Origin of the sequence: Celerinatantimonas diazotrophica (genome assembly GCF_004339545.1) — a bacterium.
In the GTDB taxonomy this organism is placed as follows: Bacteria; Pseudomonadota; Gammaproteobacteria; order Enterobacterales; family Celerinatantimonadaceae; genus Celerinatantimonas; species Celerinatantimonas diazotrophica.
In genome coordinates, this window is record NZ_SMGD01000014.1 from 24,796 (window position 1) to 48,523 (window position 23,728).

A 23,728-nucleotide genomic window follows, 5' to 3' on the forward strand; every position below is an offset into this window, starting at 1 on the left:
CAAGCTTACGCGTTAGCCTGACTTAGACCCGCCTGATGAACTTTCTTAAGATGAGCGGATTCAATCGCTTCGATCTCTTCAGGTTGCACATAGTAGTCTTTATCATTGCTATAGGCTCTGCTCAGGAAGCTGCCGACAATCCCTAAGAAACCTACAATAGCTAACCACCAGATGTGCCAAATCATGGCAAAACCAAAGACCGTTGCCGCAATCCCAAGCAGCACACCATACGGCGTATTTTTCGGCATATGAATGGGTTCATACTTCTCAGGTTTTTTATAAGCTGTGCCATGTTCTTTTTGCCACTCAAACTCATCGATATCATGAATTTCAGGCAATTTAGCAAAGTTATAAAATGGTGGTGGTGATGATAATGACCATTCCAAAGTACGGCCCTGCCATGCATCACCAGTTTCATCACGATTTTCATTGCGCTGTTTATAGCTGACATAGAACATCGCCAACTGATGCAGAATACCGAACAAAATCAAAAACGCACCGACACAAGCGATAAGTAACCAAGGCGTCCATTCAGGATTGTTGGTATGGTTCAGACGGCGAGTCATTCCCAAGAAACCCAGAACATACAGCGGCACAAAAGCAACATAGAAACCAACCAGCCAGAGCCAAAAGGCTCGGCGACCCAGTTTTTCATTGAGTTTGAAACCGAATGCTTTCGGGAACCAGTAAGAAACACCAGCGAAATAACCAAAGACCGCACCACCGATAAGCGTATTATGGAAGTGAGCAATCAAGAACAGACTGTTATGTAACAAGAAGTCAGCACCAGGAACAGCCAGCAACACCCCTGTCATCCCCCCGATGGTAAAGGTCACCATAAAGCCAAGCGTCCAAAACATAGGAGTCGCAAAACGAATGCGTCCGCGATACATGGTAAAGAGCCAGTTAAATAGCTTGACCCCTGTCGGCACCGCGATAATCATCGTCATCACCCCGAAGAAGGCATTGACGTTAGCCCCAGACCCCATCGTAAAGAAGTGGTGTAACCAAACAATAAAGCCTAAAAGAGCAATGGCGCCTGTAGCCCATATCATTGAGTTATAACCAAACAACCGTTTCCCGGAGAAGGTCGGAACGACCTCGGAGTACACCCCGAAAGCGGGTAATATCAGGATATAAACCTCCGGATGCCCCCATGCCCAGAACAAGTTGATATACATCATCGAGTTCCCTCCACCACTGTTGGTGAAGAAGTGGAAATCAAGGTAGCGATCTAAGGTCAGCATTCCCAATGCACCGGTTAAAATAGGGAAAGAAGCAACCACTAATACATTCGCCCAGGTACATGACCACGTAAAAATAGGCATCTGCATCAATTTCATACCCGGTGCACGCATCTTCATGACGGTAACTAAGAAGTTCACCCCTGTCAGCGTCGTCCCGATCCCGGATATTTGCAAGGCCCAAATATAATAATCGACCCCCACTCCGGGACTATAGGTAAGCTCTGAGAGCGGCGGATAAGCAGTCCACCCAGTTTTCGCAAATTCACCAACCCCTAGTGATAAGTTAACCAGAATCACACCGGCAACAAAGAGGTAGAAACTCACTGAGTTTAAAAATGGGAATGCCACATCACGAGCCCCAATCTGAATTGGCAACACAATGTTCATCAGTCCAATCATCATTGGCATTGCCATGAAGATAATCATAATGACACCATGAGCACTGAAGATCTGGTCATAGTGATGAGGAGGCAGGTAACCGTGTGCGCCTCCAGTGGCGACCGCCAATTGGGTTCGCATCATGATTGCATCGGCAAAACCACGGATCAGCATCACAAATGCAACAACGATATACATCACACCGATACGTTTGTGATCCACTGTCGTTAACCAATTACGCCACAGGATTCCCCATTTTTTGTAATAAGTGATCGCCGCTAGCAACGCAATCCCGAGAAGGGCAACGACACTCAAGGTTCCCATGACAATCGGAACGTTCCATGGGATCGAATCTATCGTCAATTTTCCGAACATCGTGATTACTCCTTAGTTGCCGATTCACTGGCAGATGACATGTCACTCGACATCGCGCCATGAGCACTGTGAACAGTTGCCTTCATATGATCTAGACCATTTTTCTTAGACATGTTCATATGCATATACTGATGAACAATCTGCTCAAACATTTTCGGTTTAACATGCGAAAAATATTCAACAGGATTGTTTTCTGATGGTTTAATGAGCTGCTTGTAAGTTGCATCATCTAACACTTTGCTAGATTGACGAACTTTCGAAACCCATTGATCAAATCCAGCTTGGGTTGGTGTGGCAGTCACTTTAAATTTCATCCCCGTGAAACCTGCACCACTATAGTTTGAAGACATACCATCAAACGTACCCGCTTGGTTAGCGATCAGATGTAGCTTGGTTTCCATCATTGCCATAGAGTAAATCTGGCTCCCCAACTGAGGGATAAAAAATGAATTCATCACAGACTGTGATGTAATACGGAAACTAATCTGGGTATCTTTGGGAATGACCAGTCGGTTAACAGTTGCAATCCCCTGCTTGGGATAAATAAACAACCATTTCCAGTCCATTGAAACAGCTTGAACTTCAAGGGTTGGCGTACCAGGTTTCACATCAAGAGGCTGATAAGGATCGAGCCGATGAGTCGAAACCCAGGTAATAATACCCAAAATGATAACGATGACGATGGGGATCCCCCAACAGAACATTTCAATTTTTACTGAATGGTCCCATTTGGGTTCATAACGAGCATTCGGATTAGACGCTCGATACTTATAGGCAAAAACTAACGTCATAATAATGACTGGAATAACAACCAGTAACATTAAACCGAGCGCAGTTAATATAAGATGTTTTTCTTCAATCCCTACTTGCCCTTTTGGATCGAGAATTCCGCTTTGACACCCTGTCAGTAAAGCGATCATTCCGATAAACAGCAATCGGTAGAGCTTAAGAAAGATTCCTCTTCTCATGATACGACCCTTGCGATTCATAAAAGCTTGCACAATTCTCTAAAATTGAAGCGTTATTGTGAACAATTAAGCAACTTAACTGGCATTAATTTCACACACCAAGAACAAGTGTATAAATTGAGTAACACATATACATTTTTGTAAACAATACTATAACATTTTCCTCATGACGATCTATCCTCGTGACGAAAAGTGTGGCAGCTATATCCAAATCGACAAAAAAATGGCTGAATCTTGAGCAATCCACTCTCAAACAAGCTCATTTATCGACGAATAATTTTATCAACAAGCAGTACAACTATAGACCATAAAAAACAAAGCGGCCTTCCGCAGCTATGCAGAAGTCCGCTTTTTATACAATTGAGTTATATCGATGAGCTATATGAATCTTTATTTAGAATATTGATAAATTCAATACTAAATAAAATCAAATACTTGTTCTTTAGATAAACGGGATTTAGGTAATTGAGCGTTAAAGTCTTTATCGCTGTGATACCCCAAAGAAACCACTACAATACTGGTCAGATCGCGCTCATTCAAACCTAACTCTTGATCAAGGGCTGCAAAATCAATGCCTTCCATTGGTGTTGCATCAATCCCCAGCAGTGCTGCATGAGTCAGCAGACATCCTAAAGCGATATAAGTTTGTTTTTCCATCCACGACTGCAAGTCTTTGCTTTTAAAGATATGTTGATGGACATATCCTACACGAGTGGCATGCCCTTTGAGTCGCGCTTGGTCATTCGCATAACGACCATCTGCCTGTTCTTTTTCTAAAACCGCGTCCAGATGCACACGGTCCATATTGGTGCGAGTACACAAAACGACAACATGCGATGCATCGTTGATTTTGCTTGCATTATACGCCGCTACTCCGCTCGCCCCGGCGGCTGCAATCCGCTGTTTACCAGCATCATCACTGGCCAGCACAAAATGCCATGGCTGAGAATTCACAGAAGAGGGGGCAAGACGTAAACTTTCAACGAGTTGCTCGATCTGCTCAGCTGGAATCTTCTTGTTACTATCATATGCTTTGGTTGTATAACGTTGACTTGCAAAATCGACTGGATTCATCTGTAACTCCTTATATTAAATAGCTAGCACGGCAATGAGCTAACCATCATGATTAATAAATTGGTGAGAACACTCGCACGAGCAAAGGTTCGGCCAGCAGCGGTTCGATAGTTTTTACCAGGTTGAGGAAATAATCGGTCTGACCATGCTTGTCCAACGCTGCCTGATCGCGCCAAATCTCGTCCATTAAGAACTGATTAGGATCGCTTTGATCGACATGAAATTGGTATCCCAGACAACCGTCTTCTTGGCGAACTTTATCGATAATTTGGATAAACGCCTGTTTGAGTGCATCACGTTGACCTTCTTTAGCATGAGCCAAGGCTATCACTCGGATTGTATCATTAGGAGCAAGTAACATTTTGATTCCTCTGTCAGTATGAAAGACTAGCTAAGCAATAAAATAGGTAGGTATATAATCATCATAAATGATTGGTTAATACAAGCAAACACTATGACGGAGATAACTAAGACGCGAATTCCATCACCTTAGAATTTATAATCCGTGATACCATCAATCAGTGCGTGTGTTATTTCATTTAAAGGATCGTTTAATGACCACTCTTAATTACGCAAAATATATTGACCATACTCTGTTAGCGATGGATGCCACCATTGATGACATCACAACCCTCTGCCAACAAGCCATTCAATACGGTTTCTACTCGGTGTGTGTCAACAGTGGGTATGTCCCTTTGGCAAAAGAGCAGTTACAAAATAGTGATGTGAAAGTATGTTCAGTGGTGGGATTTCCACTTGGCGCTTGTTTAAGCGCAGTTAAAGCCTTTGAAACGACTCAGGCAATCGCCGCAGGAGCCGATGAGATCGATATGGTCCTCAATGTCGGTTGGCTCAAAAGTGGCCATTTTGATGATGTCAAAGCAGATATTGCAAGCGTTAAACAAAGCTGTAACGACACGCCATTGAAAGTGATTTTAGAAACATGCTTGCTCAGCGATGACCAAATTATTAAAGCCTGTCAGATTTGTACCGAGCTGGACGTCGCTTTTGTCAAAACCTCTACTGGTTTTAGTAAGGGCGGTGCCACCATTGAAGCTGTCAAACTGATGCGGCAAAATGTGCCGGCATCGATGGGAGTAAAAGCCTCAGGAGGTGTTCGCACTCAACAAAGTGCACAACAGATGATCGCTGCTGGCGCCACTCGGTTAGGAACCAGTGCATCAATTGCTATTGTGACCGCCACCCCTGATGAATCGCAAGGTTACTAAAGCTGCTTAGAAGAGGAAACATCCACCAATCGCTTGGCAAACTGCGCCGTGCTAATGATGCCGCTCACTCGCAGCTCAGGTCGATAGCTCCCATTGGCGTCGTATAAGTCAAGCGTTGGTAAACCCAACACCCGATAGTGACTTAAAATATCTTGCTGGCGTGGTAAATAGCGGCTGACATCAACTCTCAACAATTTAAACTGCGCTAGCTGTTGACGGATCTGAGGCTTGTTAAGGGTATCTTGTTCAAACTCTTTACAAGCCACGCACCAGTTAGCGAAATAATCCACCAGCACCGGTTGATGCTTCTGCTTTGCTTGTCGCAACTGTGTTTGCAATTGCGTTAGTGAGTCAACACTAACAAATGCCAATGGTTGCTGTGCTTGCCGCACGGTTTGTCGATAATGGAAAATCTGCTCGCCAGCAACCACCAACAAAAACGCTAGCAATACGCAACTTACCAACGCATATCGTCGACCTATCACTCGACAAAAGAGCAGATATCCTAACCAAACGAGCAAAACTCCCGCTAGCAGCAACCACAAAAGATCACTCAGTACATCATCTAACACGCGGGAAACTAACAACAAAGCGGCACTTAACATTAAAAAGCCCCCCAGTTGTCGCACTCGCAACATCCATATTCCCGCCTTTGGCAACACTTTTTTACCGAGCCAAGCAACCGCGATTAACGGCAGACCCATGCCTAAAGCAAAGAGATAAAGGGTTAACGCCCCCATGAGTACCGAGCCACTTTGGGCAATGTAAACTAACATACCTGCAGTAGGCGCACTGACACACGGCGAACAGATCACACCTGACAGTGCCCCCATCAGCATCACCCCAAGATATGAACCTTGAGTAAGGTGTCCCTGCCATTGCTGTAACCGAGTTTGTGCGGCACTTGGCAGTTGCAACTCGAATAGTCCAAACATTGATAAAGCCAGTCCAACCAAAATGGCAGACATCAAACCCAGTACCCAAGGATTTTGCAGATAGATCTGCATCTTGACCCCAACATAGGCGATGATAATTCCAAGGAGAGTGTAAGTCAGAGCCATCCCCTGGACATAGATAACCCCAAGCAAAACACTCTGCAATGTCGTTCGCTTACGCTGGCCGATAATAATACCGGTAATAATGGGCAACATTGGCAGTACACAAGGGGTAAAAGCCAGTAACAGACCAAATCCAAAGCTACTCAATAACATCCAAGGACCAGCGTGCCATGCAGAAGATGGCGCTGGTGCTGGTGCCGGAGAAGCTGACCAACTGGCGGTATCTATCGAGTGAACTGACGCGTCATGGATTGCCACATGGTTGGCATGAATATCGATAATGCGGGTCGTCGGCGGGTAACAAAAACCACTCTGAGAACACCCCTGAAAGCTGAGTCGAATTGATGTTGTCGGCCGACTCCCAAGCTCAACATCAGCTAACAAGGTCACATTAGAAGTATAAATACGAGTATCACCAAAGATCGGATCGTGGTGCATCACGCCCGGTGGCTTATAAAATGACTTTAGCGCCGCCGAGTCACTAATCAGATGAATGCGATCCCGATAAAGATAATACCCTGGCTGAATATGCCAGTTCAGCTGCAATTGTCCATGCGCATAACTGGCTTGCAGTGAAAAGGCCTGACTAACATTTAACACTTGCGCTTGCGAAGGAAAAACCGATAACACAAGACAAATGCCCAATAACCATCGAAGCAACGCAAACCTTAAAGATGCTGTTCTCACTAAAATTCCTCTTTAACTGGCTTGGCTGCTAAGCTTGGCAAAAAAAGGACCATATCCAGCGGGGCCACACCAGTAATTCAGCAAGTTTGCCACCCCTTTACTAGTATGAGTTGCCCCACTTATTGCATCAAAACTGTGGATTGATGCATGCCCATGGCGCGGCGCAACTTTAAAGACTGGCTGACCATTGTTTAAAACCTGCTTACCAGAAAACTGATTGAGCCACTTTTTATTAGTCATAATTTGCCCACCCAAAGCTGGCGTTTCAGCCTGCTGATAAAAACCGATACGCTCTAAGCGCAGGGTATGAAGATTAAATGCAGCATAACCATAGAGCATAGAAAAATATCCCATTCCCTGAACAGGCACAATCACTTCAGCTGGTTGATGACGATTACCATGTTTTAGATAAATTCTGATCTGCTCAGGTCGTTTTGGCAAATGCGCCAAATTCTGTTTGGGGTCCAGTTGTGTATAAGCAACTTTCGATGGATCAAAACGGGCCACAACTTGAGGCTGCTGAATTAGCCGGTGCTGTTTAAAATCAACCACCACAGCGACCAGATCGGTTTTAATCAACGCCTTGGCAGTTTGCTGTTGCTCAGCTAGCCCCGCCACCTCGAGCAGTACTCGTTGAGGGTCTTCACGTTTAATCTTATATTTTCCAGTCGGATACAGTGAAGTATGAATTGTTTTATCTAAATCAGCAGAAGATGAACCTGAGTGAGAAAAACATCCTGATAATAATACGATGGCTAAAATCAGCCAAGCGCATTGCGATAATTTCATTAACCTTTCCTTTTGCGTGTTAAATACAGTGAGTTAACGAAGATACATTCGCTATCACTGTAATCATCCCCTGATTAGTGACACTCATGATTAGAGTTTTCTGTTAATCATATTTTAGTGACGATTCCCATTGGGGGATTCTTCATTATATTACTGCATCCATTCCTCAGTCAGTTCACGAATTTTCGCCAGTATTTTAAATACTTAAACATCAAGTAATTCAGTTCGATATATACGGTTAAATCGTTCTATATATGAGTTCTGTGTTGGTTTCCCTGGCTGAATAACTTGCAGTTCAATATCACGCTCTTCATCCTAGGGACTGGGATAAATTCTGGTCTATTTTTAGAAGCTTAACAATTTGTGTCTCAGTATAGCGTGATTTTTTCATGGTGAGTTCTCCTATAAATTCAGTGTCATTAGAGAAACTCTACAATGAAGGGATGGTGACACAACCAAGGCCTGATCCAACCGACTATTAATGTCTGCCATAAAAAAGCCCTCATTCAAGAGGGCTCAGTATATAAGAGGGAGTCTAGATAAGAATTATTTTTTAGCGTTATCAATCGCTTGTTGCAATGCTTGCAGTGGTACTGCGCCACCAATCACCGCGGTATTTTCCGCATTTGCACCTTTTGCTGGCATCACAATAAACCCAGGGGTTCCCTGAAAACCAATCTGGCGAGCCAATGCATCATTTTTCATAATAGTATTTTTGTAAGCATCATCTTTAGCCAGTTTCAATGTTTTACCCATTGCCGCCTTAGCCACGGTCTTAATATCCGTTTGGGTGAGCTTACCCTCATCATGATTCGTCGCAAAAATACCGTTGTGATATTTAATATAAGAAGCCGCGCCCTTGTCATGCCAAACTTGCAAACCGACTGTCGCGGCTCGGGCTGAATTTTCCCAACGTGAAGCAAAAATAGGCCAATCTCTGAAAATAAACTGTACTTTCGGATTAGCTTTCATCAATTTTTCAATGACCGGAGCCATGTGATGACAGTAATAACACTGATAATCGAAAAATTCAGTCACCGTCACTTTCGCATTTTTAGGGCCAATATGCGGTATCCCTTTCACATCCATCAGATTACTGCTAGATTGGACTGCAGCAGAAACCATCTGTTGTTGTTGCTGCTGCTGTTGTTGTTTTTGGAGTTCTTGACTGACTTGCACCAAAATTTGCGGATGCTTACGCAGATAATCGGCAGCAATCTTACCGATTTCTTGGCGTTGCTTGGCAGAAAAATCACTATCTTGTTGTTGCGCAAACGCAGCAGAGCTGGTCATTGTGATAGTCAATGCAGATAAAAAAAGTACCGTAATTTTCTTCATGAAACCGTATCTCGACAGCTAAAATTAGTAACACCTTAACGGGACATTTACCCCAACGCAATCCTAACCAACAGCAAACATCGGTAAATGCACAAATATCATCTCTTCAATCATGCAATGACGTAGATGTTAGCAATGGATTAATCCAATTGAATTAAGATAAACACGATTAAAACTCGTAGCTAATCCCTAGTGACGGCGCGCTATAATCAATTTTGTCTTAGATTATAAACACTAGTAATAAATTTATTTTTAATCAAATTAGGCTATATTTTTTGATTATGAAATCACGTAGGATCATAGCTGTTCCTTCTGAGTGAAGTTGACTTTATGAATGCCATCAAGAAAATTTATACAACTTCCGAATCTAATCTGACAGTGATCGGCTGGCTCGGCTTTTTTGGCTACCCCGTTTATTATTTATTCTGGCATTATCTTTATCCACAGCCTTACGATTCATTGTTATTACGCTCATTCTGCTCGCTATGTTTTTTACCCCTGGCATTGCATCGATATTGGCCTGAGCAGCTCAGAAAATGGCTTCCTTATTATTATGTTGTAACAATCGGGATCGGCCTGCCATTTTTCTTTAGTTTTATGATGTTAATGAATAACTGGTCAGATATCTGGGCCATGTCGTTGATGGCAGCGTTGTTTTTGCATATTTTGACGATCTACGATACCAAAATTCTTGTATCTCAAGCTATTTTTGGCTTTTTCATCGCCTATTTATGTGCTTTTTTAATTAAAGATGGGCAACTCGATCCAGACGTAAAATGGTCTTACGTCCCCATATTTTTATTTGCCTATATTTTTGGCACTTTGTGTTATGTCAAAAACAAAAATTCCAACGAAAATAAAATATCGACCACAAAATCGTTCGGTGCAGGCATCGCTCATGAAATGCGCAACCCTCTCAGCGCTTTAAAACACTCACTGTATTTATCTCAAGATTTGATCAAAGAGCAACCTCAGAATAAAGAGAAGCTTGATCAGATCTTTAATGATTCGATTAACATCATCGATAATGCCCTAGAGACAATCGAAATTTTGCTGACATCGATAGATGAAACCCGTATTTCGACCTCGTCATTTAAGTTGCACTCGATTGCACAAACCTTAAATAAAGTCACGCATTCATTTAGTTACAATCAATATGACGATCAAAAGTCAGTTCATTTAGAGGTTCAACAGGATTTTTCCTATTTGGGCAGCGAAAGCTTACTCATCTATACTTTTTATAATTTAATGAAAAATGCCTTTCATTATAAAGAAAACAATGAGTTCCATATCTTCATTCAGGCGAAACAGGATGAAGAGTTCAACAGAGTTATTTTCCGGGATAATGGTCAAGGAATTGATAAAAAAGAGCTCAAATATATTTTTGATGATTTCTACACCAACGGTAAGAACAACGGTTTTGGCCTAGGCCTACCTTTTTGTAAAAGGGTCATGCGTGCCTTTCATGGTGATATTTTATGTCGTTCCGTCTTTGGTCAATGGACCGAATTTGAGCTGGTATTTCCCAAGGAGACTTCACCAGAATTAGGGAAACTCAAAGATGCCATTATCAGCCATAAAGAGATCCTTTACATCACTGATATGCGACCACATCAGTTGATGTCCGATTTTCTGTTCTCTAATAGTAAGTTTCCTTACCAAATCATTAACTCAAACGCATTGATTTCAGAAGATTTTTATACCTATCGCTACGACCTAACAATTGTTGACTTAGATAAAATAGATACCCGAATCAAAAGCAAAATCAACCATAAAGATAACGTCATTTATCTCAGCAATGATACAAAACAGACCGATCAAGCAAATGTTATCAACTACCAGGATTTTATTAAAAACTACCAGCAAATCATTCTGAACAACCTATTATCAAATGATAAACACGTCCAATCATTACGACCACCAACAGAACCAGTCAACGGAAAGTCTAAAATTCTAGTCGTGGATGATAACCAGTCGGTATTGAAGCTCACTTCATTACTGTTAGAACATAATGGTTTTATTACCTACCAAGCCAGTGAAGGCGCCGATGCGATAAGAATGTTAGATAACGGCGAAAATATCGACATCATTATCATGGATTTAGAAATGCCTGCAATGGATGGGCTGGAAACAACCCGCAAAATCAGAGCCTCACAGAAAAAATACAACAGTATCCCGATCATTGGCCATACAGGGGATGATCAAAGCACCACTATCAACAAAATTTTAACCAGTGGCATGAACGACTACATTATCAAACCATCCAACAAAACCCAGTTAATCAATAAATTACAATTATGGATATAGCCCTGGCGAACCAGGGCTAATCACTAATTATTTAATATAGAGATGTTCTTGATTTATAGCTTGATAACAAACACTCAGAATTTTATCAATCTGCGCATCCGTTAGGCTGCTATTAACCGAGAACCGTATAATACTATGTTTAGGCGATGTTGCCGGACGGCAAAATATCGACCCAAACACCCCATTTTTCTCTAAATAGTTGCGAACAGCATAAGTATTGTCTTCATCTCCAGTTTCGATGGATACAATCTGCGACTCACTCTGTATCCAAATCCCCATGTTGGTGAATCCTTCACGCAATTTCTGGGCTTGAGAGAACAACGTTGCCCGCTCTTTATCCATTGATTTGATCAGGTTGAGTGTTTCTTCCAATACCTCGACTTCGTATGGAAGCATCGTTGAGCTGAAAATCGCTGGATAGCCGATATAAGGAATACAAGCGTTGAAATTATTGTTGGCCCAGACAGCACCAGCACGATAGGCAAATGTTTTTGCCAGACTAGCGGTCATAAAATCAATTTCATCTGACAAGCCATATTCCGCTAAAATACCAGCGCCTTGCTCACCGTAAACACCAAGTGAGTGAGACTCATCAATAACTGTCGCACAACCGTATTTTTTAGCTAACTCAACAATTTTTTCCAATGGCGCAATTGTCCCAACGGTACTGTAAACCGCATCGACAATAATGATTCCGGGGCCATTACGTTTAATGAGCTTTTCCAGATGCCGAGCATTATTATGTAGAAACGGCAAAATTCTGGCTTCACCACTACGCGCCCCTTCCCACAACGACATATGCGCTAAGAAATCAATATAAACCGTGATCTCTTTTGAGCAAATCGCCTGCAACAGTGAGGTATTGGCACTCCACCCCGATTGAAAAATAAGACAAGAGTCAAAATGAGCAAATTCTGCCATCTGCTTTTCAAACGTCGGTCTGCTATCATCTTTATGAACAAACACGGCAGACATCAGGATGCTTTCATCAGACTTGTCGACAGACTTTTTCAAACATTCTTTAATATGAGGATTATTCGCTAGTACCAAATAATCATTCGATTGCAAGACTACATCCTCTGAATGAGGCTTTCCACCGACGACTAAATGTTGGTCATTATATTTTATTAAGTCTTTTAGGTAGAAATCCAATTCAGATTTCAAGAAGGAAGGTAGTTCTTTTTTGTTAATACTCATGGTATTTTCTCCATTAATTTTGGCGTAATTGCCAACACCATCGTAATGGAATGCTTGTTTATTTTTGTATTAATAAGAGAAAATGGATGAAATAATTTTTTTATGACAATTTGCTATATATTTATGAACCAAATATAAATGAGTATGATTGTTGAACAATATAATGAAAATTCTTGATAAGAAAGAATAAAAATAGATCAAAAATTATTAATTTGTTAATAGTGATTAATATTAACTATTAACGAATCTAATATATCTAGACAGATATGATTTGATTGCGCCCATGCTCTTTTGCTTTATACAGAGCGACATCAACGCGATTAACGATTTGATGAAGAGACTCTTCTGGCCGCAGGCAAGCAACTCCACCACTCACTGAAATAGAGACTGTTTCACCATCTTTACTTAATTTTAACTCTGCCACCTTTGCACGAATCTGCTCAGCAATCTGAATTGCTCTGTCTAAAGAGCATTGATGTAACAAGAATAAAAACTCTTCACCCCCCCAGCGACAAACCAAATCAGAGCTTCGTACCTGAGTACGTAATATCATTGCTACATCTTTAAGAACTTCATCACCAAAGCTATGTCCATGGCTATCATTTAATTTTTTAAAGAAATCAATATCAAATAACAATATTGAGATTGGAAAGTCGCCAGGCTCATCAATGCTTTTAAATGCTTCTTGAAGAGCCTGCCGGTTAGCAAGCCCAGTCAATTTATCAGTAGAAGCCAGTTTAAGTAGATTTTTTTGATAACGACCAATTGTTATCCGAGCAATAAACAAGACGAGTAAGGTAACCGAAATACAAACCGATAAATTAAACCAAAAAATATAAATTAAATTCTGCAATGCTTTATTTTCATTCTGTTCAACCACAAGATACCAATTAAATTCACGAATTAACCGAACATTTACATCAATGGTTTGACCATTTCGATGATACTGGTAATAACCGCTTGGAGAAGATAATATTTTATTCACTAACCCCGGGGTTTTTATAAATTTTCGAATATTATTCAAACGACCAAATTGGTTGCCATGCATGACAACATGTCCCTGTCGGTCAATAAAATAGATAGTTCGGTTATAACGTTGCTGATAATTTTCAATTAATTGACGAATTTTTTTTGCTTCTAAGGCTATCCCAGCAATCCCGATAAACTGATTCTTATAATCAAATACACGATGGTTAATAAATATATCGATATATGAAGGGTTAATAGGATCTCGACCCGTATTGATTTCATAATTTTTATTTTCTGGAAAGTTTTTGACTCGCTGATACCAAGTTGCAGATCGATCAAAATCACTATTGATACCAACCGGGGTGTAGTATTTTCCCGTTTGTTCATCAACATAAAACGCGAGTTTTGTGTCAAAGCGACGATCGATCTCACGAAGGTAACGCAACATCGCCGCGTCAGAATGGTCAGGGTTGATCGCCCAATCTTTTAAAAATGTATCATGGGCCATTAAAGCCGAGATAAAAATAGGTTCGATTAAATCTTGCTGAATGTGTGAATAGACATTATCGCTAGTCAGTGGCAACGAATTTTCGCGGATCTGCTCACCTAAAAAACGCTTTGATTCATGGTAACTGCTAAAACTGACGAGTAAAAAAGCAACAAAGATGAAGATACAAAAAAACCAGATAGATTTGGGTCGCTTAATCGATGGCTCTGGTACTTTTAGCATTCAACATCCTATGCGCAAATAAAGAAAATCCTCTGTGCTTAACTATAGGAGGCTTTTCTGTGCAATGGCAGAAGAAATCGGCAAACCACAATCTTTTATGAATATCATCAAACCGTTGGCATACAGACAAGGCAGGTCAGCCCCATTTATGTTAAGTTTGTGGAAAACTAATATTGAGGCGATGAACAATGGTCCCCGATTACTGAAAAGCTAAAATTCGAGCAAATATATTTATGGCTTTCGCCCTAAGCGCTTTTCAACTTGCTTTTTCTCCCATTCGGCACCAAACCAATGGAAGACATGAAAGACGCGAAGCGCGTGTTTTATGATCCCAATCCCTAGTCCTAACGCAGCCCAATATGCCCAAATATAGCTTGGATCAGTCACAATATTGATAATAAACAAAAATACAACCACAACAATGTAGGAGATTAAATGGCTATAAAACCGTTTCATCTCTCTCACCTGATGCAAAATAAGCTGTTCTTGTTCACGTTCACTGACCTGGGGCTCATTGCGCTCATCGCTATCACGAAGCAAAGAGAGTTCTTGGATATCAATTTCAAATACTGCAGCAAGTGACTTTAATGATTCAAGAGATGGCTTTTGCCCACGCTCAATTCGCTGAATGGTTCTAACACTCAATCCAGATAATAAAGACAATTGTTCTTGAGACCAGCCACGCTTTAATCGCAGAGTACGTATTTCCATTAACGTTCTCTTGTTGCTTTTATCGCCAACATACTGACTTAATTTAATAAAGATAGCAACCACAGCCCGTCATATAGATGACATTACTTATAATTCAATAAGTTATATGGATTTAAAATCTTATTGGCAGGATTAAATTTCGCAATAAAAAGCATGCTATCCACTTCATGTGACCCGCTTGTCAGGCTTATGACACGTGAACGACGTGGTTAGATGGGCGGGGAAACTGGCATCATTGCCCCACTTTCTATCAGAGTGAAGGGTTAAAAACGATGTTAATCACTATTATTAATCATACGCCAATTTGGGTGTGGCTCCTGTTTCTTTATCTACTTCGAAAAGGGTGCAACAGCTTAAAACCACAAATCGTTTTGCCCCAGAAAACGATTATATTACCCGCTATTTTTATTATTCTCTCGCTGCATCAGCTCCTGGAACAATTTAAATTTGCCGAGTTCTGGTTGCTCGGTATTACCGTTGGAATCGTGTCGGGCTATATGATTTTTAATGCCCAAATCAAACAGATGTATCTAACTGCAGAACAACAGACCATTTTACCGGGGAGTTACAATCTACTCATTTTATTAATGACTGTATTTATCAGTCACTACCTATTAGCTGTTTTAGTCGCCGTCAATCCAGCAGCGATTTGGAGCATTTTAAATATTGCCATTAGTGGCTTTACCGCGGGTGCATTTGGTTTTCGGGCCGCGAGTCTGATAGTTCAACAATCACGGTTAGCGCAATACCCGCTGAAAAATTAAGAATCTAGAGGCTAAACAACCGCTGAGCAGATGAACGATAAGGCATAATCAACAAAGTATTTTAGTGATTATGCCGCTATAGAAATTGCTTCTTGCGACTTAGCACCTATTTGCCGAGTGCAATGCGAAAGTCACAGCCTACTCATGGCCGGAAAAGTATGAAGCACCAGCAAATATTAAAACAGTAAAAATCTATATATAGTGGGATCAGCGTGGTTTGAGTCGTTTATGTGAGTCTTCGTATTTCATGGCTCCTGATGCAGAAAAATCATCAGTCAATAGCCGGAGCAATATGATCATCAAGGCTCTATCACCTGAACAATTTATAAAAACTTACAAGCTCAGAGCCATCATTCTGAAGCAGATTGTGGAATCTATATTTTTTTGAAGTACCTTTTATAGCGCTTATTCTCGAGGTAACCCAAATTTTCATAAAGCGATTGAGCAACGGTGTTGTCGAATGATGTTTCAAGCTCAATCCCCTTAGCATGGGTATTTTGAGCATATTTTTCAGCCTGTTCCATTAATGCCCGTCCCAGACCTAAGCCCCTTGCTTGCTCAATGACATAGAGATCGTTAAGCACCCAATATCGATTTAGTGAAATAGAACTAAACCCTTGATATAGTGTGACAAAACCAAGAATTTCATCATCACTAATTGCAATGATAAAAACACCATTCTCTTGTGTTAATCTTGATGTTATCCAGTTCAGAGATTCTTTTTGTGAAGCACCATGCTCTAAACTTACTGATAGTTGACGATAAGAATGAAAAAGTTGAGACAACGGCTCAACATCTTCTATTCCTGCTTTACGAAATTCCATCACATCCTCGAAATGATAAAGTAAGCTAAACTGATGACTATTAGTGTAACATTTTGAAAATGTTTGCAGGCTCGATGATCGTGACATTTTCGCCACACTTAACATTTACAATTTGCGCTTTCAAAACTCGTGGATTTGCCATTTGACGCCTACAACATCACATCTAAGTCTAATTATTCTTCATGAGCCAATTGTTATTTTCATTTGCCTCAATTAATTCTTGAATTTGGTAGTCTTGATAATAGTCATTCCGGATAAAAGGATCGCCTTCTATTATTTGTATCGCCTCATTTTTATCCGAAACGGTTAACACTTGCATAGCTGAATCACCGTCCGCAAATGGACCACATAGTCTAATTTTTCCCTCCTGAGTTTTTAACCTCAAGTGTTCGACATGCTTATTTAGTAACTCATCGGTCAGCTCACCTTTTCTTTTCCGACTTAATGTGACAACAAACACCCTCATAAATTCTCTCCTATAAATTTAAAAACTTCGCGATCGCATTGGTCAGACCCACACCAGACAATCAATTTAATCTAACCGTAACTTAGCACAGGAACGACACTCGCTAAACAGAATCAGCTTGACGTAGTTTCTTAAGGTCACAACCGACGATGGCTGGGCGATATTGCGTAATTTTCTCAGCACGCCAATGCCAGAATATAAACGTCCCTCGATCGCGTTATTTTCCTCACTTCAACCGTTCAGCCGCCTTACGGGTAGCCCTCAAACGCCGTGTCTGTCTTTGCTGAGCTCGTTGAGCTAACTTATCAAGTCGACTCGGAACCGCAAGCTTGCTAAAAGAAAAAGGGGGAGCAGGGTCATACTCGATACCGAGTTGAACCTCTTGCGCGATATCATCCCCAAGAAGATCTTTCAGGACATATAAGGCGAAGTCGATACCGGAGGAAACGCCAGCTCCCGTAATACGATTACGATCATGCACAACACGCTCCTTGACAGGTATCGCACCGAACAGTTCCAATTGATCCAATGACATCCAATGGCTAGTCGCTTGGTAGCCCGTAAGCAACCCCGCAGCCCCCAAAATTAAAGAACCCGTGCAAACCGATGTAACGAGTAAAGCATGGGCAGCCTGTTCTCTGATAAAGTTGAGCGTTTCATCATCATCCATCAACTCTATTTGCCCCGTCCCACCGGGAACACAGATCACATCCAGCGCAGGTGTTGTATGAAAAGTGTGAGTTGGGTTGATAGACCATCCCGAACCCGTCATGACCGGATCAAGTGCTTTCCAAATCAAATGGACATCACAACATTGACTGGCTGAGAAGACTTCTGCCGGCCCAGTGAGATCCAACTGAGTGACCTCAGGAAATAGCAATATACCAATTTGTAAGTTTTTCGACGTCATAGATACGACTCCATATGATGTGCCACCAAGTTTATGAATGCTAAAACCATTTTTCGCAGACAAAATTTATCGGAACTTTCAGAGCGTTCTTCTGAAATCACTTTCTGCATAAACGTGTTTTTATGCTCCAAATACTGATTGGCAGCAGCACTGATTGTTATGATCCGCCCTATAGCGATAAATGAAGCGATAGGAATATTTATATTGATTAATTTGCATGAACAATTCATGTTCAAAACATAACGATGATGCATACTAAGCACAATGACAAAATTCCGGGTTTTTCTGCCATGACACGTAAAATTGGTATTCAAATTTTTGATAAATTTCAAATACTTGATATGTCTGGACCCATTTCAGCCTTCGAAATTGCCAATAGGTTTGTTCCTGATAGCTATGAAATTAAGGTGATTTCGCAGCCAGAAACAGAAGGATTGATAAAAAGTTCATGTGGTCTTGAGATAGCGGCTGCTTCATGGCTTCCGATGGATTACGACACGCTAATTGTCGTGGGCGGTCCTGGAGCTAAGGATACTGCTGAGTATCCATCGGTCATCCACTATATTCAATGCGCAGCCATCAACGTTCGTCGCTTAGCGAGTACCTGTTCCGGGGCATTTATTCTAGCCAAAGCTGGCGTATTGAATGGCCGCAGAGCAACGACTCACTGGGACATGGCGCTCGAGTTAGCTAGCAGTTATCCCCAAGTGAGGGTGGAGCCTGATCATATTTATATTTGTGACGGAAATATATGGACATCGGCAGGAATCACGGCCGGTATTGACTTAACACTTGCCTTGATAGCAAACGATCTAGGACGCAGCATTGCCAACCAAGTTGCTCAACAGCTTGTTGTCTACTTCCGGCGACCCGGAGGATATTCGCAGCGATCCAGTTTACTGGCTGTCGATCCATTTAGCGAAGTTTTTGCAGAATTATTGGGTTGGGTTCGAGAACATATTGCTGAGGTGATTACCGTAGATCGTTTAGCTCATCAGGTTGCCATGAGCCCAAGAAATTTTGCCAGAGCGTTCCGTAAAGAAATGGGAGTAACACCGGCAAAAGCAATTGAGCAAGTGCGTTTAGCCGTTGCACGCGAACACATACAACAAAGCCGTGATAGCTTCGAAAAAATAGCAATTCGGGTAGGTCTTAAATCAGCTGATAGAATGCGCCATGCATTTTTGCGAACGTTTCACGAGTCTCCCCAGAGTATCCGAATAAAAGCGAATAAAGACTATCTTGCCGATAAAACCGACCTAAACTTCGCACAACAAACAATATCTGAGGACAAACGGTTACCATGATAGCCGGACCTATAAAAGTAGGTAGCGCAACATTCAGATTTCCTAAAGTTTCTTTACAGAGTCCACAAAGCAACACGCTCTCTTTTTATCTCACCTCGCAAACGACTTAATGCGAGTATTACTTCCTATTTTTTAAGCAAAAAATCTACAACGGCTCGATTAAACACTGCAGGTTGATCGATCATTGGCAGATGTCCCGCATTTTCAATGCTCAATAATTCAGCATCGGGCATCACCGAGACGGCCTTGGTCGCATATTCGATAGGAAATAACCGATCATTTTTCCCCCAAATCATGAGCGTCTTGTGTTTTATCCCGCACAGTACCGCTTCTGGTAACACTGAAACCGCCGCCCCACGCCCCTGTGAAAAAGCCTTTTTCCCACCAGCATTCTTCAATACTTCTAGGGAATAATCTCCGAGATTCGGGTCGCGCTGTTCAGGTTTAAACAGGATATAACGGGAATAAAAACGATTTGCCAGGGACGATGGAAAGATATTCAACCACACCAACCCAATGGTCGACATCAAGGGTGGTTTTGCGCCTAGTGCACCAGAATCGACAAGAACAAGCTTGTCTACCATTTCAGGATGATCCAAAGTGAATTGCAGAGCAATGGCCCCTCCTTGAGAGGATCCGACAATATGCGCTTTAGCCACCCCAAGCGCATCCAAAAACTGCTTTAGCCAGTTTGCAAAATAGGTTTTATCGTAGCTTGCATCCGGTTTATCAGACTCACCGTACCCAACAATATCTGGCGCAATTACACGAAAGTGTTGTGCCAATGAGGCAATAGCAGGGTACCATGTGATCGCACCAGCTCCACCGCCGTGCAGACAGATAACAGGACAGCCTGTTCCTGCCGACAAATAGGCTGTACTGACTGAGCCTGCTAGCACATTGGTTTGAGTCACTGAACAGCCCATCTGCTCGATAATGGCTTGCCGGTAATATTGCTGATGCATGCGATTATCCCGCTTTAGCGATAGCTTTTAGCAACTGTGTAAACACATCAAGCTGTTTCTCTTCCAACGGCTCAAGTAACGCAACCGAAGTGCTCGTAAATGAGGTCTGTGCATCTTCATAAATTTGCTGACCCGCGGCCGACAAGGCAACCAAGCTCACTCTGGCATCACGGATATTCTCCTCTTTCTTAACCAGACCCATTTTTTCCATGGGATTAATCAGACGGGTTATCCCTGACGGGCTCAAGCCTATCTGTTCCGCGAGATCACTACGCCGCAGTGTCTGTGTCGGTGTTATATATAGTTGATTAAGAACAAGATATTCGGTGACACCAATACCATGAACTGAGAGTGCTCGGCTCATCCTCTTCTGGATATAACTACTGAGACCAATCAGACTATGGATTAAGCTACTTTCTTTTTGTTCAATCATGGAGTTATTCTTTGCGATATGTTTGAGTTAGCAACTTTATGCTTATATATTTGAAAGATCAAATACCTCGCAACAAAAAAGCTAAATTAGGCAGATTTTAAAGTGCAAAGTTAAAATCGATAGCGCTAAACACGTGTTGAAAACAAATGAGAAAACTAAAAAACGCATTGTCTAGCTTGCTCCACCCCAGACAGGGTTGATTGCTTATAAACTATCGGCTTCAGTCGATCCTGTTCGCCATAGCACCTATCCATGTCAAAACGTCACTCAAATTGCCCCTCAGAAATATTGTTACTTTTATGCTTTTTTAAGCAATGCCCTTGATGTGATTCTAATCTCCCTGTCCTTTTACATATTCCTTACAAATACCAATCTTATTATTTGCATTCTAGTCTCAGTATTTGTTAATTGTCCTGATACATGGACAATATTTAGTATTGTTGTGCTATAAAAATCTCTCTATATTCATCATCACAGAATGTTTATTCAAACGGCTTATAAACTAGAAATATTGAGTAATTCATCACATTTATTAATTTGATCTGTAACTAAAGGTAAAAAATGAAAGTACTTACCTCTCGACAACACAGATTATTACGTTTCTTGTTAAAGCAACAGGAATACGCCACATTACTTACTTTGGCAGAACAATTTGAAGTGTCGAAAAAAACTATTCAGCGTGATCTGAATATTATTAATGATTATTTAGTTAATTCTAATATCCGGGTAGATAAAAAATCGGGAGCCGGTATTTTATTAGTTGCTGAAAATACAGCGGATCTGATGCAACTAGAACAACAGATCAATAATGAAAATGATGATGCAGATAGTGTTCTGGGCCATGCCCGCCGGATAAAAATCGCCTCTTGGTTACTCAGTGAGACACCCAGAGAAACCTCGATAAACAAGTTGTCAGAGCGACATTTTATTAGTAATGCTTCTATCGTCAATGACTTAAAAATAATCGAAGATTGGATCACACCATTAGGATTGCAACTAATTCGCAGTCAAAGTGGCACCCGTATTAAAGGCAATGAAAATGATGTACGTCAGGCAATGGCGGCATTGATTAATGGGTTGATGAACCATCAGGACCCCGGCACTGTAAACCACTCACGGCTGGATCCGGGTAGCTATAAAGCATTGGTTCAGTACTTTGGTGAGAAGGATGTCAATTTTGTTCAGGTCCTATTGCAAGAAATGGAACAAGCACTGGCATATCCACTAGGCGAACCTTACTACATTAATATTTTCACTCATATTTTGATCATGATGCACCGCCGCACACGGGGAAATTTATTGGGCAGTCCAAAGCCTGTCTCCCGGCAACATTTAGAAGATCCAATATTTATGATTGCTGGAGAAATGGTTGCAAAAATCGAGCAATATATCACCTTGTCATTACCAGAAGACGAAGTGTGGTTCATTTACCAATACATTATTTCATCTGGTGTGTTAGTTGCTGAAAACCACAGTGATCACGCGTGGCATACCGAGTTATTGAGTGATGAAGCTCGTGATATTACATTGAATTTATTAGAAATTTTTTCAAACTTAATCAGTATTGATCTTAGCCAAGATAAGCAACTATATGATGGTCTCGTCGTACATATTCGTCCCTTAATCAATCGGCTTTATTATCAGATTAATATTCGTAACCCTTTACTGGATGATATTAAAAATGAACTCGCCGATGTCTATCACTTAACTCGTATTGCCGTGGAAAAGGTATTTACACATTGTCCCCAACAAACCGTTTCTGATGACGAGGTTGGTTATCTGGCCGTCCATTTCCAAGCAGCGGTTGAACGGCAAATTACGCATAAGCGTGTATTACTCGTGTGCTCTACAGGAATCGGCACATCACATTTATTAAGAAGCCGCATCCTACGAGCATTTCCTGATTGGGAAATTGTTGCGACGGTACCATCGGATCAATTACCGAGTGTTACCCAACAAATGACACCCGATCTGATTATCTCTACGGTTCATGTACCAGAAATTGAAACGCCAGTGGTCTATGTCACAGCATTTCTTAATGATACAGATCTCCAGAGGATTACTGAAAAACTCATCACAGAAAAACTACATCAGGCCAGAGATGCATATACGGCTACTCAATCTTAACTTGATACCAACAAAGGTGATTTATGGATATCACAAAAATACTTAATGTAAAAAATATAAAATTAAATATGGTGGCAAATAATAAAGAAGAAGTTATTGAAGAACTCACAGATTTATTAGTAGCAGATGGCTCTATTATTAACCGAGATGATTTTATTCGGGATGTCTGGCGACGCGAAGCTCAAGGGTCAACTGGATTTGAAAACCATATTGCGATCCCACATGGTAAATCCTCGGCAGTTAGCCACACGACCTTAGCTATTGGACGGACCCAACGGGAAATTCCATGGGAAAGTTTAGATGGTAGTGATATTCGCTGTATTATTTTATTTGCTGTTCGTCTCGAGGACCAAAATACAACCCATATTCGTTTATTAACACAAGTTTCTAGTGCACTAGCAGATGATGAAATAATCGCTAAATTACTAAAAGAAGATGATCCAAATAATATTATTGAGCTTTTTAAAGAACAAGATTAAATAAATATTTATCTGTGATCATTCTTTCTATTGATGAAAATTCTTCTTAAGAAGAATAAAAGTAACTTTCGAGGATAATTATGAATATTGTCGGCATTTCAGCCTGTACTGTTGGTATAGCACATACCTATATTGCGCAAAAGAAAATTGAAACCGCAGCAAAAAAAGCTGGAGATAATGTAAAAATTGAAACTCAGGGCACCATTGGTATTGAAAACGAACTCACAGCTGATGAGATAGCACAAGCAGATATAGTCCTGTTAGCTGTTGACGTTAAAGTTTCTGGAGAAGAGCGATTTACAGGCAAGAAAATCGTTAAAGTGACCACAGAAACAGCCATTAAATCACCCAATAAACTTATCGAAAAATTGCACGAAGTAATAAAGGAATAATTTT

22 protein-coding genes and 2 pseudogenes are annotated in these 23,728 nt (G+C 41.1%); 7 read left to right on the forward strand and 17 right to left on the reverse strand.

The annotated features are described in order from the left end of the window. Window positions 1-5: 5 nt before the first annotated feature. The 4 genes from cyoB to EV690_RS11450 all read right to left on the reverse strand — a co-directional run bounded on the left by cyoB (window position 6) and on the right by EV690_RS11450 (window position 4,403). Window positions 6-2,006 (reverse strand): cytochrome o ubiquinol oxidase subunit I, encoded by a 2,001-nt coding sequence (gene cyoB / locus EV690_RS11435; RefSeq protein WP_131913153.1) that lies wholly within the window; start codon window positions 2,004-2,006, stop codon window positions 6-8. Next, entirely contained in the window at window positions 2,006-2,968 is a 963-nt protein-coding gene (gene cyoA, locus EV690_RS11440) for a ubiquinol oxidase subunit II (protein WP_131913154.1), read from the reverse strand. Before cyoA ends, cyoB begins: the two co-directional genes overlap by 1 nt. A gap of 417 nt (window positions 2,969-3,385) precedes the next feature. Then, window positions 3,386-4,042 carry an oxygen-insensitive NAD(P)H nitroreductase gene (nfsB, locus tag EV690_RS11445; protein WP_131913155.1) on the reverse strand — a complete coding sequence of 219 codons (657 nt, stop codon included), beginning with the start codon at window positions 4,040-4,042 and terminating at the stop codon, window positions 3,386-3,388. A gap of 52 nt (window positions 4,043-4,094) precedes the next feature. Further along, window positions 4,095-4,403 (reverse strand): putative quinol monooxygenase, encoded by a 309-nt coding sequence (locus tag EV690_RS11450; protein WP_131913156.1) that lies wholly within the window; start codon window positions 4,401-4,403, stop codon window positions 4,095-4,097. A 193-nt stretch (window positions 4,404-4,596) separates the two neighbouring features. Here EV690_RS11450 and deoC point away from each other — a divergent pair, with 193 nt between their 5' ends. Then, a complete protein-coding gene (gene deoC, locus EV690_RS11455; protein WP_131913157.1) occupies window positions 4,597-5,271 on the forward strand; it encodes a deoxyribose-phosphate aldolase in 675 nt (224 codons plus the stop codon). Here deoC and dsbD read toward each other — a convergent pair. The 4 genes and pseudogenes from dsbD to EV690_RS11475 all read right to left on the reverse strand — a co-directional run bounded on the left by dsbD (window position 5,268) and on the right by EV690_RS11475 (window position 9,143). Then, complete coding sequence (dsbD, locus tag EV690_RS11460) at window positions 5,268-7,016, reverse strand: protein-disulfide reductase DsbD (protein WP_165872744.1); 1,749 nt, start codon at window positions 7,014-7,016, stop codon at window positions 5,268-5,270. The genes deoC and dsbD overlap by 4 nt on opposite strands. A gap of 12 nt (window positions 7,017-7,028) precedes the next feature. Next, window positions 7,029-7,805 (reverse strand): FMN-binding protein, encoded by a 777-nt coding sequence (locus tag EV690_RS11465; RefSeq protein ID WP_131913159.1) that lies wholly within the window; start codon window positions 7,803-7,805, stop codon window positions 7,029-7,031. 153 nt (window positions 7,806-7,958) lie between these two features. After that, window positions 7,959-8,096, reverse strand: a pseudogene (locus EV690_RS11470) (integrase core domain-containing protein); the annotation flags it as partial. 255 nt (window positions 8,097-8,351) lie between these two features. Beyond that, window positions 8,352-9,143: a DsbA family protein gene (locus EV690_RS11475; RefSeq protein WP_131913160.1), complete on the reverse strand. Its 792-nt coding sequence runs from the start codon at window positions 9,141-9,143 to the stop codon at window positions 8,352-8,354. Between the two features lie 330 nt (window positions 9,144-9,473). On the opposite strand from EV690_RS11475, the gene EV690_RS11480 reads away from it, so the two are divergent. Continuing rightward, on the forward strand, window positions 9,474-11,450 hold the full coding sequence (locus EV690_RS11480) for an ATP-binding response regulator (RefSeq protein WP_131913161.1): 1,977 nt from the start codon (window positions 9,474-9,476) through the stop codon (window positions 11,448-11,450). Window positions 11,451-11,477: 27 nt separating this feature from the next. On the opposite strand, the gene cqsA is transcribed toward EV690_RS11480, so the two are convergent. From cqsA to EV690_RS11495, 3 genes are all read right to left on the reverse strand, one after another. Continuing rightward, window positions 11,478-12,641, reverse strand: coding sequence for an alpha-hydroxyketone-type quorum-sensing autoinducer synthase (gene cqsA / locus EV690_RS11485; protein WP_207907527.1), 1,164 nt, complete (start codon window positions 12,639-12,641; stop codon window positions 11,478-11,480). 262 nt (window positions 12,642-12,903) lie between these two features. Continuing rightward, complete coding sequence (locus EV690_RS11490; protein WP_131913163.1) at window positions 12,904-14,346, reverse strand: sensor domain-containing diguanylate cyclase; 1,443 nt, start codon at window positions 14,344-14,346, stop codon at window positions 12,904-12,906. 231 nt (window positions 14,347-14,577) lie between these two features. Continuing rightward, window positions 14,578-15,057, reverse strand: coding sequence for a 2TM domain-containing protein (locus EV690_RS11495; RefSeq protein ID WP_131913164.1), 480 nt, complete (start codon window positions 15,055-15,057; stop codon window positions 14,578-14,580). A gap of 272 nt (window positions 15,058-15,329) precedes the next feature. Between EV690_RS11495 and EV690_RS11500 the strand changes: the two genes are divergently transcribed. Beyond that, window positions 15,330-15,821 (forward strand): DUF6622 family protein, encoded by a 492-nt coding sequence (locus EV690_RS11500; protein WP_131913165.1) that lies wholly within the window; start codon window positions 15,330-15,332, stop codon window positions 15,819-15,821. Window positions 15,822-16,195: 374 nt separating this feature from the next. Here the strand turns inward: EV690_RS11500 and EV690_RS11505 are convergent, their stop codons facing one another. The 4 genes and pseudogenes from EV690_RS11505 to EV690_RS11520 all read right to left on the reverse strand — a co-directional run bounded on the left by EV690_RS11505 (window position 16,196) and on the right by EV690_RS11520 (window position 18,021). Further along, complete coding sequence (locus EV690_RS11505) at window positions 16,196-16,645, reverse strand: GNAT family N-acetyltransferase (RefSeq protein WP_131913166.1); 450 nt, start codon at window positions 16,643-16,645, stop codon at window positions 16,196-16,198. Window positions 16,646-16,700: 55 nt separating this feature from the next. Next, window positions 16,701-16,787 (reverse strand): annotated as a pseudogene (locus EV690_RS18630) (N-acetyltransferase); the annotation flags it as partial. A 27-nt stretch (window positions 16,788-16,814) separates the two neighbouring features. Next, a complete protein-coding gene (locus EV690_RS11515) occupies window positions 16,815-17,111 on the reverse strand; it encodes a YciI family protein (RefSeq protein ID WP_131913167.1) in 297 nt (98 codons plus the stop codon). Between the two features lie 226 nt (window positions 17,112-17,337). Further along, entirely contained in the window at window positions 17,338-18,021 is a 684-nt protein-coding gene (locus EV690_RS11520) for a DJ-1/PfpI family protein (protein WP_131913168.1), read from the reverse strand. A gap of 290 nt (window positions 18,022-18,311) precedes the next feature. On the opposite strand from EV690_RS11520, the gene EV690_RS11525 reads away from it, so the two are divergent. Beyond that, window positions 18,312-19,328, forward strand: a complete 1,017-nt coding sequence (locus tag EV690_RS11525; protein ID WP_131913169.1) for a GlxA family transcriptional regulator — start codon at window positions 18,312-18,314, stop codon at window positions 19,326-19,328. Between the two features lie 125 nt (window positions 19,329-19,453). Here the strand turns inward: EV690_RS11525 and EV690_RS11530 are convergent, their stop codons facing one another. Both EV690_RS11530 and EV690_RS11535 read right to left on the reverse strand, forming a co-directional pair. Next, on the reverse strand, window positions 19,454-20,293 hold the full coding sequence (locus EV690_RS11530; protein WP_131913170.1) for an alpha/beta fold hydrolase: 840 nt from the start codon (window positions 20,291-20,293) through the stop codon (window positions 19,454-19,456). A 4-nt stretch (window positions 20,294-20,297) separates the two neighbouring features. Beyond that, on the reverse strand, window positions 20,298-20,726 hold the full coding sequence (locus EV690_RS11535; protein WP_131913171.1) for a MarR family winged helix-turn-helix transcriptional regulator: 429 nt from the start codon (window positions 20,724-20,726) through the stop codon (window positions 20,298-20,300). Between the two features lie 561 nt (window positions 20,727-21,287). Here EV690_RS11535 and EV690_RS11540 point away from each other — a divergent pair. The 3 genes from EV690_RS11540 to EV690_RS11550 all read left to right on the forward strand — a co-directional run bounded on the left by EV690_RS11540 (window position 21,288) and on the right by EV690_RS11550 (window position 23,724). After that, the gene (locus tag EV690_RS11540; protein WP_131913172.1) at window positions 21,288-22,853 is read left to right on the forward strand and encodes a BglG family transcription antiterminator; all 1,566 of its coding nucleotides are present in this window, start codon (window positions 21,288-21,290) and stop codon (window positions 22,851-22,853) included. Between the two features lie 23 nt (window positions 22,854-22,876). Further along, window positions 22,877-23,332 carry a PTS sugar transporter subunit IIA gene (locus tag EV690_RS11545; RefSeq protein ID WP_131913173.1) on the forward strand — a complete coding sequence of 152 codons (456 nt, stop codon included), beginning with the start codon at window positions 22,877-22,879 and terminating at the stop codon, window positions 23,330-23,332. Window positions 23,333-23,412: 80 nt separating this feature from the next. Beyond that, on the forward strand, window positions 23,413-23,724 hold the full coding sequence (locus EV690_RS11550; protein WP_131913174.1) for a PTS fructose transporter subunit IIB: 312 nt from the start codon (window positions 23,413-23,415) through the stop codon (window positions 23,722-23,724). The last annotated feature ends 4 nt before the right edge of the window (window positions 23,725-23,728 follow it).